The organism is Rhodoplanes sp. SY1, from assembly GCF_046000175.1.
Taxonomy (GTDB): Bacteria; Pseudomonadota; Alphaproteobacteria; order Rhizobiales; family Xanthobacteraceae; genus Rhodoplanes.
In genome coordinates this window covers 16,319-29,442 of the sequence record NZ_JBEOMB010000195.1, presented here as the reverse complement: position 1 = coordinate 29,442, position 13,124 = coordinate 16,319, and the positions used below count along the sequence as shown (strand labels likewise).

15 protein-coding genes are annotated in these 13,124 nt (G+C 70.2%); 7 read left to right on the top strand and 8 right to left on the bottom strand.

What is annotated here, in order from left to right; genetic code table 11:
- The coding region (locus tag ABTU92_RS28145; RefSeq protein WP_408094884.1) for a hypothetical protein at positions 1-1,391 on the top strand (1,391 nt) is incomplete at its 5' end.
- A gap of 229 nt (positions 1,392-1,620) precedes the next feature.
- On the opposite strand, the gene ABTU92_RS28140 is transcribed toward ABTU92_RS28145, so the two are convergent.
- The 6 genes from ABTU92_RS28140 to ABTU92_RS28115 all read right to left on the bottom strand — a co-directional run bounded on the left by ABTU92_RS28140 (position 1,621) and on the right by ABTU92_RS28115 (position 6,409).
- Positions 1,621-2,598 carry a Bug family tripartite tricarboxylate transporter substrate binding protein gene (locus ABTU92_RS28140; protein WP_408094883.1) on the bottom strand — a complete coding sequence of 326 codons (978 nt, stop codon included), beginning with the start codon at positions 2,596-2,598 and terminating at the stop codon, positions 1,621-1,623.
- A 49-nt stretch (positions 2,599-2,647) separates the two neighbouring features.
- Positions 2,648-3,688 (bottom strand): amidohydrolase family protein, encoded by a 1,041-nt coding sequence (locus ABTU92_RS28135; protein ID WP_408094882.1) that lies wholly within the window; start codon positions 3,686-3,688, stop codon positions 2,648-2,650.
- A gap of 514 nt (positions 3,689-4,202) precedes the next feature.
- The gene (locus tag ABTU92_RS28130; RefSeq protein WP_408094881.1) at positions 4,203-5,423 is read right to left on the bottom strand and encodes an OmpA family protein; all 1,221 of its coding nucleotides are present in this window, start codon (positions 5,421-5,423) and stop codon (positions 4,203-4,205) included.
- A gap of 222 nt (positions 5,424-5,645) precedes the next feature.
- Positions 5,646-5,774 carry a hypothetical protein gene (locus tag ABTU92_RS28125; RefSeq protein ID WP_408094880.1) on the bottom strand — a complete coding sequence of 43 codons (129 nt, stop codon included), beginning with the start codon at positions 5,772-5,774 and terminating at the stop codon, positions 5,646-5,648.
- A gap of 66 nt (positions 5,775-5,840) precedes the next feature.
- Positions 5,841-6,110, bottom strand: coding sequence for a DUF1488 domain-containing protein (locus tag ABTU92_RS28120; RefSeq protein WP_408094879.1), 270 nt, complete (start codon positions 6,108-6,110; stop codon positions 5,841-5,843).
- Positions 6,107-6,409: a hypothetical protein gene (locus tag ABTU92_RS28115; protein WP_408094878.1), complete on the bottom strand. Its 303-nt coding sequence runs from the start codon at positions 6,407-6,409 to the stop codon at positions 6,107-6,109. Before ABTU92_RS28115 ends, ABTU92_RS28120 begins: the two co-directional genes overlap by 4 nt.
- Positions 6,410-6,933: 524 nt before the next feature.
- Here ABTU92_RS28115 and ABTU92_RS28110 point away from each other — a divergent pair.
- The 3 genes from ABTU92_RS28110 (at position 6,934) to ABTU92_RS28100 (ending at position 8,294) form a co-directional block, all read left to right on the top strand.
- Positions 6,934-7,416, top strand: coding sequence for a hypothetical protein (locus tag ABTU92_RS28110; protein ID WP_408094877.1), 483 nt, complete (start codon positions 6,934-6,936; stop codon positions 7,414-7,416).
- A 26-nt stretch (positions 7,417-7,442) separates the two neighbouring features.
- Positions 7,443-7,835, top strand: coding sequence for a hypothetical protein (locus ABTU92_RS28105; protein WP_408094876.1), 393 nt, complete (start codon positions 7,443-7,445; stop codon positions 7,833-7,835).
- A gap of 165 nt (positions 7,836-8,000) precedes the next feature.
- Positions 8,001-8,294 (top strand): hypothetical protein, encoded by a 294-nt coding sequence (locus ABTU92_RS28100; protein WP_408094875.1) that lies wholly within the window; start codon positions 8,001-8,003, stop codon positions 8,292-8,294.
- 184 nt (positions 8,295-8,478) lie between these two features.
- Here the strand turns inward: ABTU92_RS28100 and ABTU92_RS28095 are convergent, their stop codons facing one another.
- Together ABTU92_RS28095 and ABTU92_RS28090 are read right to left on the bottom strand one after the other, a co-directional pair.
- Entirely contained in the window at positions 8,479-8,634 is a 156-nt protein-coding gene (locus ABTU92_RS28095) for a hypothetical protein (protein WP_408094874.1), read from the bottom strand.
- 222 nt (positions 8,635-8,856) lie between these two features.
- Entirely contained in the window at positions 8,857-9,069 is a 213-nt protein-coding gene (locus tag ABTU92_RS28090; protein WP_408094873.1) for a cold-shock protein, read from the bottom strand.
- Between the two features lie 309 nt (positions 9,070-9,378).
- Between ABTU92_RS28090 and ABTU92_RS28085 the strand changes: the two genes are divergently transcribed.
- From ABTU92_RS28085 to ABTU92_RS28075, 3 genes are all read left to right on the top strand, one after another.
- Positions 9,379-10,686 (top strand): alpha/beta hydrolase family esterase, encoded by a 1,308-nt coding sequence (locus ABTU92_RS28085; protein ID WP_408094872.1) that lies wholly within the window; start codon positions 9,379-9,381, stop codon positions 10,684-10,686.
- An 88-nt stretch (positions 10,687-10,774) separates the two neighbouring features.
- On the top strand, positions 10,775-11,689 hold the full coding sequence (locus tag ABTU92_RS28080; RefSeq protein WP_408094871.1) for a transglutaminase N-terminal domain-containing protein: 915 nt from the start codon (positions 10,775-10,777) through the stop codon (positions 11,687-11,689).
- 282 nt (positions 11,690-11,971) lie between these two features.
- Positions 11,972-13,123 (top strand): acyl-CoA desaturase, encoded by a 1,152-nt coding sequence (locus tag ABTU92_RS28075; protein WP_408094870.1) that lies wholly within the window; start codon positions 11,972-11,974, stop codon positions 13,121-13,123.
- The last annotated feature ends 1 nt before the right edge of the window (position 13,124 follow it).

Genomic DNA, 13,124 nt, shown 5'->3' with positions numbered 1-13,124 from the left:
CGGTGGGCGGGCGACCGTCGCTCACCGACCGCGGCCTGAAGGGATTTCGGGACGTCGTCGCCGAGGCCGAGAGCCTGGGCGAGGCGACCGCCAGCGCCTCCAAGACGGCCCGCGAGGTGTTCGCCGCCACGGCGCCGACTCGCGACGGCGCCCGCATCGAGCCGCATGTCGAGCCGGAGGGCCTGCGCCCGCCGCCCGGCCGCCGCCCGCCGCCGCTCGCCCGCGATTCTGCGCCCGGACGGGATGGGGCACCGGGTCGCGACCCGTCCCAGCCGCGCGAGCCACCACCGCTCACGCGGGACAATCCGCCGTTCACCCGCGAGCCGCCGCGCCGCTCGCCGCTCGCCCGCGACGCCGGACCGGATGCGAATCGCGAGGCGGGCCGCGACCCCGGCCGCGAGCCGGCGGGGCGCGACACGGCGCGTCCGCCCGAAGCACGCGGCGAGGCGCGCGGCGAGCCGGCCGACGCCGATTTCGGCGCCCGCGGCGGCGTGCGGCCCTATCTCGACGACCACGACTATCGCGAGTCCGGCGGCGGGCGCCCGTTTCCGCTGCAGCCCGAGGCGCTGCCGGCGCGCACCGGCGACGATCTCGGCGGTCCGATCAAGACGCCGCTCGGCGGCAAGCTCCTCAAGGGCGCGCTCGCGGGGCTCGCTTTGCTGGTCGTCGTCGGCCTCGGCTGGTGGCTGTGGCCGAGCGTGGCGGGCCTCTTCGGCTCCTCCGAGCAGGTCGCCACCTCGCCCGCCCCGAGCGCGCCGGCCGAGCCGAACCGCTCCGGCAAGATCACCGACCGGGTCGGATCGCAGCCGGCGCCGGGCGCCGGCTTGCGGCCCCAGCAGGCGCAGCCGGCGGTCGCCCAGCGCGTCGTCCTCTACGAGGAGGACCCGGCCGATCCGGGCGGCAAGCGCTATGTCGGCACCGCCGTGTGGCGCACCGAGACGATCGTCGCCGCCCCCGGCCAGGCGCCCGACATGGTGGTGCGGGCCGACATCGAGATCCCCGAGCGCAACACCTCGGTGCGCTTCTCGCTGCGCCGGAACACCGACCGCTCGCTGCCGGCGAGCCACACCATCGAGGTCATGTTCACGCTGCCGCCCGACTTTCCCAACGGCGGCATCTCCAACATCCCCGGCATCCTGATGAAGCAGGCCGAGCAGACGCGCGGCGTCCCGCTCGCCGGCCTCGCCGTCAAGGTGACGACCAACTTCTTCCTGATCGGCCTGTCGTCGAGCGAGACCGACATGCAGCGCAACATCCAGCTCCTCAAGGAGCGGGCGTGGTTCGACGTGCCGATCGTCTACGGCAACAACCGCCGCGCCATCATGGCGATCGAGAAGGGCACCCCGGGCGAGCGCGCGTTCGCGGAGGCCTTCGCGGCCTGGGGGGAGTGAAGGCAGGGCGCGCCACGTGAGGTGCCCGAGGTGGCGCGGGCGGCACGCCCGGCCTCTCGCCTCGTCCTGAGGAGCCGCCGAAGGCGGCGTCTCGAAGGACGCCGGCCCGACCGCGCATCGATCTCGCAAGGTCCGGCTTCGGCCGACACACGTCGGCCACATGGTTCGAGACGGCCGCTGCGCGGCCTCCTCACCATGAGGGCGACGTCACGAGGTTCGCATTCGCCGTTCAATCCAGCGCGATGCCGGCGGCCGTGATCACCTCGGCCCAGCGGGCCCGGTCGGTCTCGACGAGCTTTTTCAGCACCTCGGGCGGGCCGCCCATCGGGGTCTGGCCCTGCGTCTCCATCGCCTTGAGGACGTCGGGTCGCTTCAGCACCTCGTTGGCGCGGGTGTTGAGCGTCTTCACCAGGTCGGCCGGCGTTCCGGCCGGGGCGAACATGGCCCACCAGTTGTCGACGTCGACGTCCTTGATGCCCTGCTCGGCGAAGGTGGCGAGGTCCGGGGCGATCGGGTTGCGCGCGCTGCCCATCAGGGCGAGCACGTCGACGCGGCCCTGCTTGGCGAGCTCGAGCGCGGCGTTGACCTGCATGAACATCGCCGAGATGTGACCGCCGGCGAGGTCGGTCACGGCCGGTGCCAGCCCGCGATAGGGCACGTGGACGAGCTCGATGCCGGCGCGCCGGCGGAACAGCTCCATGCAGAGGTGATGCGGGGTGCCGATGCCGGGCGAGCCGTAGTTGATCGGGTCCTTGGCGGCCTTCGCCTTGGCGACGAAGGCGGCGAGCGTCCTGGTCCCGAGCCCGGCGTTGACGACCAGCGCGAAGTTCGCCGTCACCAGCGCGGCGACCGGCTCGAAGCTCTTCACCGGGTCGTATTGCAGCGACTTGAACAGGCTCGGATTCATCACGATCGTGTTGGCCGTGACGAGGAGCGTGGTGCCGTCCGGCGTCGCGCGGGCGACGCTGAGCGTGCCGAGATTGCCGCTGGCGCCGACCCGGTTCTCGACGATCATGGTGCGGGCCATCGCCTTGTGCAGATGCTCGGTGAGCAGTCGGGCGAACAGATCCGGGGCGCTGCCCGCCGTGTAGGGCACCACCACCGTGATGGTGGGACCACCCTGCGCCGCGGCCGGCGCGCCCAGTCCGGCCAGGGCCAGGCCCGAAAGGGCGAGGCTGTTGAAGCGGCGTCGCGAGAATTGGGTCATGGCGGGTGTCCTTCTTCAGGGAGCGATGTCGCGCCGGCGCGCGACGTGATCAGGTCGTGCGGGTCGTTGCAGCGGTGATGCCGTAGAGCCGGGCGGCGTTGCCGGCGAGAATCGCGGATTTCTCGGCGTCGGTCAGGACCTCGGACGATGTGATGAACTCGGTCGGCCGCGGATCGCCGACCGGATAGTCGGAGCCGAGCAGCACGCGATCCGGGCCCACCGTCTCGATCAGGATCTCCAGCGCGCGCGGATCGTAGACGCAGGAATCGTAGTGCAGCATGCGCAGATAGTCGGTCGGCGGCTTCGTCATGTTCCGGCGGGTGGCCGGCTTCTCGACATAGTTGCGCATCACCCGCCCCGTGTAGAACGGCATGTAGCCGCCGCCGTGCGAGATGCAGATGCGCAAGGCCGGAAAGGCGTCGAGCACACCCTCGTAGAACAGCGAGGCGATCGCGAAGGTCTCCTCGATCGACTGGCCGAGGCTGTTCCACATCAGATAGGGGGCGAGCCGCGGATCCGGATTACCGGCCGGATGCACGTAGACGACGGCGCCGAGCGCCTCCGCCGTCGCCCAGAACGGCCGCAGCGACGGATCGCCGATCTCCTTGTCGCGCACCCGCGACGAGATCTGAACGCCCTTCAGGCCGAGGTCGCCGACGCAGCGCTCCAGCTCGGCGACGGCGAGATCGGTCGCGTGCAGCGGCACGCCGCCGAGGCCGGCGAAGCGGTCCGGCGCGGCGCGGACGATCGCCGCGATCGCGTCGTTGTTGCGCCGCTCGATCGCGAGGCTTTCCTGCGGCTCGGCGAAGTAGCTGCACTGATGAACGAGGCTCGCGCTCAGAACCTGCACGGCGACGCCGGTACGGTCCATCACGGCGAGGCGCTCCTCGACGCCGGCCATGCGGCGCGCGACGTCGTCGTTGCGGGCGATGATCGCGGCCTTCTGGTCCGGCGAGAGCGAGGGGTCAGCTTCGGCGCGCGCAAACAGGCTGTGCGGCTTGGTCACCGCATAGACGGACGGCACGATGACATGCGCATGCACGTCGATCGCGTAGGGCCGCGAGGCGGGGGGCGGTGAGGGGTCTGTCATGTCTGCCAGAAGGGTCCTGCGGTGAGGCCGGGGATCACGAAGAGTGCCCGACGAGTCTAGGCGCGAGCGGACGCGCCGCTCAAGCCGGACGCGACGGGACTAGACCTTCCGCGGGCGCATGCGCGCGCGTTTCACGCAGCGCGATGGCTAGCGGCTCTCGGAGAGCGCTGAAAAGACCTGCGGTGCAGGAACTTCCGGCAATGCAGCAGAGAGGTGGCCGCGACCCGACGGCGGCGCGGTATAAGCGGCGCCAATGGCGAGCGAACAAATCACTATTTTACGCGGCGCCGGCGCCTGCCTAGCCTGGTTCGCGGAGCGGTGTGCGCGCGCCGAGGAGGGCGCTCGGAACGGTGCCCGCTGACGCCGCTCCACACTCCGCTCATTCCCGCGGAAGCGGGAATCCAGCGCCACACGTCGTGACGCTCTGGGTCCCCGCCTTCGCGGGGACGAGCGGATGTCGTGTTCAATATACAAAGCTTTCGATTGCTCTTACGGCACGCTCGCGCGCCGCCACTCACGAGCAGCCGATCACCTTGAACTCGACGCGGCGGTCGAGCGCGTCGGTGGCGTCGTCGCGCCCGGTGCCGACGATGGTCTCGCGGGAGCCTGCACCGCGTGCGAGGAGCCGGGTGCCGAGGCCGCGCGAGGCGCCGTCGAGGCGGCCCCGGATGGTCTCGGCCCGCAAGGCGGACAGCCGGTCGTTGACGGCGGCCGGACCCGTCGGGCTCGAATGGCCGACGATCTCCAGGCAGGCGTCGCCGGCGGCGGCGCGGGCCGCGATCCGCGACAGCCACATCGGATAGGCGCGCGCCTCGCGGCCGCGGACGAACTCCGGCGTGCCGGGACGGAACAGGATTTTTACCGCGAGATCGCGCTGGCGCAGGCCGTGGTCGACCAGCCGCGCGAAGGCCTCCTCGGCGTCGGTCCGGCGGCCGAGCCGGTCGAGCGTGACATAGAGGCCGTTGAGCACACGCAGCTGCTCGCCGTCCGGCAGGGCGGCGGCGCGGCGATAGAGCGCCAGCGCCTCCTTGTAACGCTTCGCCGCATAGGCGGCGTTCGCCTGCGACACGAGGGCGGCGACCGGAAGCTGCGCCACATAGGCGGGGCGCAGCGCCTCGCCCGGCTTGCTCTCGGCGCAGCTCTCCAGATAGGCGGCCGTCGCGGCGTCGCGCCGCCAGGCCGGGCTGTCGGCCTCGGCGGCGAGCGGCGAGGCGTTCACGTCGGAGGCGACGGCCGGGGCCTGCGCCTTGGCGACCACCTGATTGGTGCCGGTGTCGGCGAGCGTGAACCAGACCCGGTAGGCGTCGGGCGACTGCGCGCCCGCGGCCTGCCCGCCGCCCTGTTCGGAATTTTGGACCGCCGACAGCGTGCCGATCAGGAGCAGCGGCTTGCGCGACAGCGCCTCCGGCGTGAACGGCACGATGCGGATGTGCGGATAGGCCTTGGCGATCTCGGCCGCGCGGCGTCCCGCCTCGGCGGCCGCCACGGTGTGCAGCCCGGTCTTGCCGTCGAGCAGCGGATCGACCACCACCTCCACCACGGACCCGTCCTTCGGCCGCTCGATCTTGTCGAGCAGGGCGCGCGTGATGGTCGTGACGGCGTCGCCCAGCCGCAGCGGCTTCGCGGCCGGCGCGGGCGCGGGCGCCTGGGCGTGCGAGGGTCCGCTGCCGCCCCAGATTACCGCCAGCGCCGCCGCAAGGGCGACGACCGCCGCCCGTCCGCACCTGTCCGTCATGTCCGTCCCCGATCTGAACCGTGCCGGATTGTCGTTCGGGCCCGGACAGCGGTCAAACCGCCGGGCCCTCGTGTGTAGTGACGGAGAAGGGGACGGGGTTCGAGAGCGCGGGTGTGGCGTGTCGGGGCCGCGGGCGATCAGCGCGGGTCTCGGCTCCGGACGCGGCGCCGGCCGAGCCTGCGATGTCCGGCCGCGTGCCGGGCGGCCTGCGAACGCGTGGCCTCAGAAGAAGTCGGTGAAGTTGAACAGCCACAGAAAGCCGCCCAGCAGGCCGACGGCGAGGATCGCGAGCGCGAGAAGGACGCGACGCTCGAGCGTCGCCGCGCCGGAGACGGTGAGAGCTGGTTCCATGGTTCCTGGTCCGGTGAGGCCGCGAGCCGCAGCGTCCGGACCGGTCGGATCGATCCGCCGGCCGACTCAGAAATCATCTTCGCTGAGCGCATGCGCACCGCTGCCGCCGCGCGCATAGGCCTTCACGGCGGCGGCCTGGATGCGGTCGCGATGGACGTCGAACGCCTGCAGCACGCTCGGCTCGTCCGTGGACATGCCGGGCTGGAGTCGTCGAAGAATGCCCTCCGCCACGAAGAACGCGGCTTCCATGGCCCTGTCGTGGGCCCAGAAGCCCACGGCGCGGCGGGTCGAGTCGTAGTAGCGGGAGTGGTTCGGGAAGCGCAGAGAGACCGTCATCCGACCGCTCCGTCGGACAGGACCGCGAAGTCCTTCAACACGTCGGCGATCAGGCGCTGCCGGCGCGGATCCAGTGCCGCCGATGTGGCGGCGAACAGAGTGAGCAGATAGTGTGCCTTCTCGGCCGCCTCCACCCAGTTCTGGGCAGGCGATGCGAGAAGGTGGGCCTCCAACGCCTGCTCCCGCTCGCGCAGAGCCTTCGCGTTCGCTTCGACGTCGGCGCGCAGCCGCCGCAGCTCGGTCGCCTGTTGAGCGATCATTCCACGGTGCTTGTCGAGCTCGACGGGTTGGTCGGTCATTCGGGTCTCCGGGAGATGGTTTGCCGCGGATGCGGGCCGCAGAAGTGCGCACTCGCCTCGACGGCATTCGTTTTCGATGACTCCTCCGCGACAAACGTTTGCGAGGACCGTCAGCGAAGAACCGCAGGCGGCGTCCGCGAGCCGGCATCCACGAATGTCGGATGTCGAGGCAACATCGGCGAATGCCGGGACACGATCGCCGGCCTCGTCGCCGGGCTCCGTCGATCGTGTGTCGCATTCCCGATCGAACGGCGGCGATGATCGCGTTCGCCGCCGCTCACGAAGCGTCCACCGGCGACTATGAACCTCGCCAGCTCCATAAGCGAGACAATTCGTCGTCTCCGATGTCGCAATCGCCCGCGCAGGCGCGTGACGCCGTTCGTCGTTGCGCGGTCGTGAGAATGCGTCTGTCGTGCAGAAGACGATCCCGTGAGAACGACACCCGTCCTGAAACAAAAGACGGCTCCTCGTAACAGAAACGTCGTCGTGAGAACGGTGCCGTGATAACATGGGTCCCAACGAGGTTGTTCGGAGTCGAAGCCGGCGGGAAGTCCATCGCCACCTTCGCCCTTTCGTTCGCTCCTTCGCTGCTGGAACATTTTCGCTCGCAGGGCGTTGGCTCTTTGCCCTCGGACATGACCGCGACGCTGACCCCCTTCGGGGGGCAGGAAGGATCCTTCATGACGACGTTCCTGCGAGTCGAGACGCCTGACACCGACTGCGTGACGATCGTATTCTGGAGCGAAGCGGGGATCACGCGCTGCCGCATGCTCGGTCCGACGAAGATGATCTTCGGGCAACCATTCGAGCTGCACGGGCCCGTCGCCGGCTCGGCCGCCGTCGCGCGGGCCCTCGAGGTCGGACGTCGGTTCGCGGACGATCTCGGCGTGTCGATTGTGATCGTCGATCCGGCCCGGCTCTGGAACGAGGAGTGGGGCACGCTCACCGAGCGCGACGAGCCGGGTCCGCTCCTGCCGAGCGAGACGATCGACTTGGTCAGAATTTGAGACGCGCGGTCGAAGTCCTCGCGGCGATGGTCGCCGCACCCGTCAGCGGTCTGGTCGCGCGGCCGCGCATCGGCCTCGCTGTCTTTCTGCTGGCTCTCGCGCTGCCGATGCCTGTCGCGACCCCGGTCGCTGCCGCCGACGAGCCGGTGCTCGGACACGGCAACGTCGCCTGCCGGACCTGGAGCGACGACCGACGCAACCCGACTCCTGCCGGCGAGCCGAGGACCGCCTGGGTTCTCGGATTTCTCACCGCTTACAGTCAGTACGGCGAAGCGCCGGCGACCGATGTGTCGCGCGGCAAGAGCACCGAAGAGATCGTGGCCGCGATCGATCAGTATTGCGGCGAGCACCCCGACGACTCCCTCCACAAGGCCTCGTCGATGTTGGTCGAGACCTTGCGCCAGCAGGCGAAGCCGTGACGACACGAGAGTGCGGCCCGGCGATCGAAGTGACGTCGCGTCCCGGGGACGGGCCGTCGGAACGGCGGCGCTCGTGGAGCGCTCTGCCGGCCGGGCGCTGTCGCCCGTGATCAGGAACACCGAAGCATCAGGCCGGACTTTGCCGGCGCCCTTGGAGATCGATCAATGAGCACACGTGCCGTTCGCGTCCGTGAAGATGCCGAGAAGCGTTTCAAGAGGAAGACCGAGGACGTCGCGCACGCCAGCCGGGCGGCGGCGGACTATGCCGCGGCTCACCAGGGCGCGCTCACCAACATGGCGCGGTTGAAGGCGTTGCGGATGGCGCGCGACACCGGAGCGGCCGCCACGAAGACGCCTGCCCCCGCGCCCAAGATGGTGGCGCGCGCAACGCCGGCACGGCCTGCGCCGCTCGGCCATCGACGGAAACGTGCGAGCCCATCTGAGCGGGCGACATCCTGATCGCCATGTGAGACGGCCGACCCGTCGGCCAGCACGACACATACCACGCCGAAACGTCCCGGTGGACCACGCCCGCGAGGCCGGATCGATCGGGACGTAACTCAGCGAGGGCCAGGCCGGATGTGATGCGAGCGGCAGCCATGGCATCGTGCGGTGACGGTGCCACGGCAGGCCGCCGCGCGGCTCAGGCCTTGCTTTTCCTGAACAGCTCGCTCGTCGAGACGACCGTCGGGCTGCCCTTTGTCGCCCCCGTCGGCGCGCTCGTGGCGATCGCGCCCGGCGCCTTGTTCTTCTTCGGCTTCTTCTGTTCCCGATTGCCGCGCCGCTTCTCCTTCGACATGCCGTCCTCCTCGGGGTTTTTCGGGCCGTTCGGCCCGTCTTCAAACAGAACGGCCCCGCACCTCGAAGAGGTACGGGGCCGCGACGAGGCGCCGCGCGCCTCCTCGAGGGTGACTGTCGCCGCATCCTTCGTCCGGGCCGCCAGTACATCCGTGGTCGGCCGATCGGAACGATGCGGTCTGTACCGGCGGCGCGGTGATGTCCACCGCGGCCACCGAGACAATCAGCCCAGCAGTTCGAGCTTGGTGGCCGTCATCTTGCCGGTCTTGCCGTCGGGGACGAGGTCGTAGCCGACCTTCTGCCCCTCCCGCAGGTCGGAGATGCCGGCGCTCTCCAAAGCACTGATGTGCACGAACGCATCGGTGCCGCCGCCCTCCGGGGCGATGAAGCCGAAACCCTTCTGGGCGTTGAACCACTTCACGGTTCCATTGATCATGGCGACCGCCTTTCGTGAGCTGAAACGGGGACGCCCGCTCGCACACGGGCCGTCGAAATCGAACTGTCAGGAAAGAGGAGCGGGCGCGACGCTGATCCGTCAGCGCGAGGCCGGTCGTCCGACCGTCTATCGACTTCACGTATATGGAGACGCGAGCCGCCATATCAAGGCTCGCCGCTTCACGTGCCGCGTGTTTGTGAGAACGGCACAGCCGACCTTTCCACGCCGCACTGCAGCAACAATATCTCTCGTGAGTGGTTGACGCTCAGACTCATCACCGAGACGACAGCTCTGCGAGAGGATGCTTCCTTGCCCACGCTCACCGAGACGATGGCGGAAATCAAACGATGCCGGCACGAGTGGCAGGAGCGGATGTGGCGCGTCCGGCGTCCCTCGCCCGGCGCCGGGACGACGGGGGACGGCGCGCTGACCGAGGAGCACGGCTTCGGCTCCGATCCGGGGCATCTGCGCATGCTCTCGCACGTGCCGCGACGCCTGGCCGCCGATCCGCCGCTCGTCGTCGTGCTGCACGGCTGCAATCAGACCGCCGCCGACTACAGCACCGGGGCCGGCTGGATCACGCTCGCCGATCGGTACGGCTTCTGCCTGCTGCTGCCGGAGCAGCGCAGCAGCAACAACCCGGCGCGCTGCTTCGACTGGTTCTCGCCGGCCCAGACCCGCCGCGACCGCGGCCAGGTCCTGTCGATCCGCCAGATGATCGAGGCCATGGTGGTCCGCCACGGCATCGATCGCGAGCGCATCTACATCACCGGGCTGTCCGCCGGCGGCGCCATGACCTCGGCGATGCTCGCCTGCTATCCGGAGGTGTTCGCCGGCGGTGCGATCGTCGCCGGCCTGCCTTACGGCGCCGCCGGCACGGTGCAGCAGGCGTTCGATTCGATGAGGCGATGCCCGTCGCGCAGCCCGCAGGCGTGGGGCGACCTGGTGCGGGCCGCGGCGCCGCGCAACCCGCGCTGGCCCCGCATCTCGGTCTGGCACGGCACGGCGGACACCACCGTGATCCCGGCCAACGCCCGTGAGATCCTCAAGCAGTGGACGAACGTGCACGGCCTGCCCGAGGCGCCGTCGGCGGCCGCCACAGTCGACGGCTACGACCGGAAGGTCTGGAAAGACGCCGCCGGCGACGAGGTGATCGAGTTCTACGGCATCGCCGACATGGCGCACGGCGCGCCGCTCTCGACCGGCAAGGCCGACGACGAGTGCGGGACCGCCGGCCCGTATCTGCTCGATATCGGCATCTCGTCGTCTTATCACATCACCAAGTTCTTCGGCCTCGCCACGCGGACGGTCCGCCGCGCCGCGCAGCCCGCCGCCGCACAGGAAACCGCGGCGACGAGCGCGTCGCCCGGGGCGAGCCCGTCGCGCGCCGTGGTGGAGCACGTCTATGACGGAGAGATCCTCGAGGAGGACGCCTCGGGCGGACGGAGCGACACATTCGCGGAGGGCGCATCGCGCGAGCGGTCCGGACGTGACGGCGAGGGACGCGAGGGCGGGGCGCGCGCCCGGGCGACGCCGTTCGGACGATTCGTGCCGGTCGACGTCGACGCCGTCATCAGCTCGGCCCTCAGGGCGGCCGGACTGATGAGGGGTCGTTAGGATGTCCGGCCGATCGCACAAAGGCGGTGTGACTGCGCCGAGCTCAGCGCGCTGCCGATCGCGGCGCCCATCGCGACGGGAGTGACGCTTGGTCGATCTCCGCATCCGCCATCGGACGACCTACGACTATCGTGTGCCCGTGACGCTGTGGCCGCACCGGCTGATGATGCGGCCGCGCGAGAGCCACGAGTTGCGTTTCGTCGACTACGCGCTCGAGGTGAGCCCCGACGCGTCGATCGGCTGGGCCCAGGACGTCCTCGGCAACACCGTGGCGACCGCGACATTCGCGGCCGCGACCGACCGGCTCGTCGTCGACAGCGTCGCGACCGTGCGGCTCGACGTCGCCGCCTGGCCGGTTTTCGCCATCGCGGCCTCGGCGACGTCCTACCCGTTCAGATACGCCGACGAGGAGTGGCTGGACCTCGGTCCCTTCACGGTGCCGCAGCACGACGACCCAGACGGCCGTCTGGGGCGCTGGGCGCGGGGCTTCGTGCGCAGCGATCCGACCGACACCCTGAGTCTGCTGAAGGACCTCGCGGCCGGCGTGTCGTCCGCGATCGCATACGAGACACGCGACGAGGAGGGAACGCGGCCGCCGGGCGAGACCCTCGACCGTGGGTCGGGATCGTGCCGCGACCTCGCAACCCTGCTCATCGAGGCGGCGCGGCGGCTCGGCTTCGGCGCGCGCGCCGTGTCGGGCTATCTGCACGACCCGGTCGGCGACGGCGCGGCGGCGGCGATGACGCCGCGCGCGAGCGCCTCGACCACCCATGCCTGGGCGGAGATCTACCTTCCCGGCGCCGGCTGGGTGACGTTCGACCCGACCAACCGCAACATCGGCGGCGCGAACCTGATCCCGGTCGCAGTGGCGCGCGACATCCGCCAGGCAGTTCCGGTGGCGGGCACGTTCGGCGGCCCCGCCGATGCGCTCGTCGCGATGATCGTGGAGGTCGTGGTGAGGGAGGAGCCGGTCGTCTCGCCGTCGCGGGCCGGTGCCGGATGACGCGCAGCACCGGCGGCTCGTACGACCACCGACCGACCGCTGGCGCATGAGCAATATGGAACAGAACCGGCCGGGCCGGCCGCGGCATGATAACATCGTCGAGCGCGTAGGCCTTTAGGCCACATCGCCGACACGAGAATCGGTCCGTCTGCGGTGCATCTCCGCCCACCCTCGTCGGTCGGTGACGAGCGTCTCCTCTTCGACCGGCCGATCTTCGACCGTCCGAGCGACCCGGCGCGACCCGGCGTTCGCCACCACCCCCTCACCCCTGGAGCACCTCCGTTGCCGATTCAAATCGACCGCAGAGCCGAGCACGACGACATCGTCTATCCGTCCACTATTCCGTTCCTGCTCGTCCATCTGGCGTGCTTCGCCGCGATCTGGACCGGCGTCACCGTCGAGGCGGTGATCCTGGGCATCGGCCTGTACTGGCTGCGGATGTTCGGCATCGGCGCCGGCTATCACCGCTACTTCTCGCACCGCGCCTTCTCGACCAGCCGGCCGGTCCAGCTCGCCCTCGCCGTGCTGGCGCAGAGCTCGGCACAGCGCAGCGTCCTGTGGTGGGCCGCCAAGCACCGGCATCACCACCTGTATTCCGACACCGAGCAGGACGTGCACTCGCCGGTGCGGAGCGGCTTCCTGTACAGTCACGTCGGCTGGATCTTCGCCCGCCGGCACGACGACACCGACCTCTCGAAGATCGCCGACTTCGCCCGCTTCCCGGAGTTGATGTGGCTGCACCGCTTCGAACTGGTGCCGGCCGTGGGGCTGGCCGTGCTCTGCTTCCTGGTGGCCGGGTGGCCGGGGCTGGTGGTCGGCTTCTTCTGGAGCACCGTGGCCGTCTATCACGCGACCTTCTGCATCAACTCGCTCGCCCATGTGCGCGGCAAGAAGCGCTTCGTCACCGGCGACGAGTCGCGCAACAATTGGGTACTTGCGATCATGACCATGGGCGAAGGATGGCACAACAACCACCACGCCTATCAGAGCAGTGCGCGCCAGGGGTTCCGCTGGTGGGAGATCGACCCGACCTACTACATCCTCCTCGGCCTGTCCCGGCTCGGCCTCGTGTGGGGCCTGAAGACGCCGCCGGCCGAGGTGCTCCGCAACGAGCAGCGGCTCGGCACCAAGGTGGTGAACCAGGCGGCCGAGCAGCTCGCCGCCCGCTTCAACGTCGAGCGCATCGCGGCCGCGGCCGCGACGGCGCTGCACGGCCCCGACCTGGCGGCGTTTCGAGCCAGCGTCGCCGCGGCGCAGCACCGTGCCTCCGAGATGCTCGCGAGCCTCGACCTGCCGCATGTTCCCGGCCGCGACGAGCTGCTGGCCGAGGCCCGGGCGATGTTCGCCAAGACCCCGTCGCTGGACACGATCGTCGACCGCGCCTACGCCATTCTGCTCACGTCGGTCGCGTCGCGGCTGGTGAACGCCACATGAT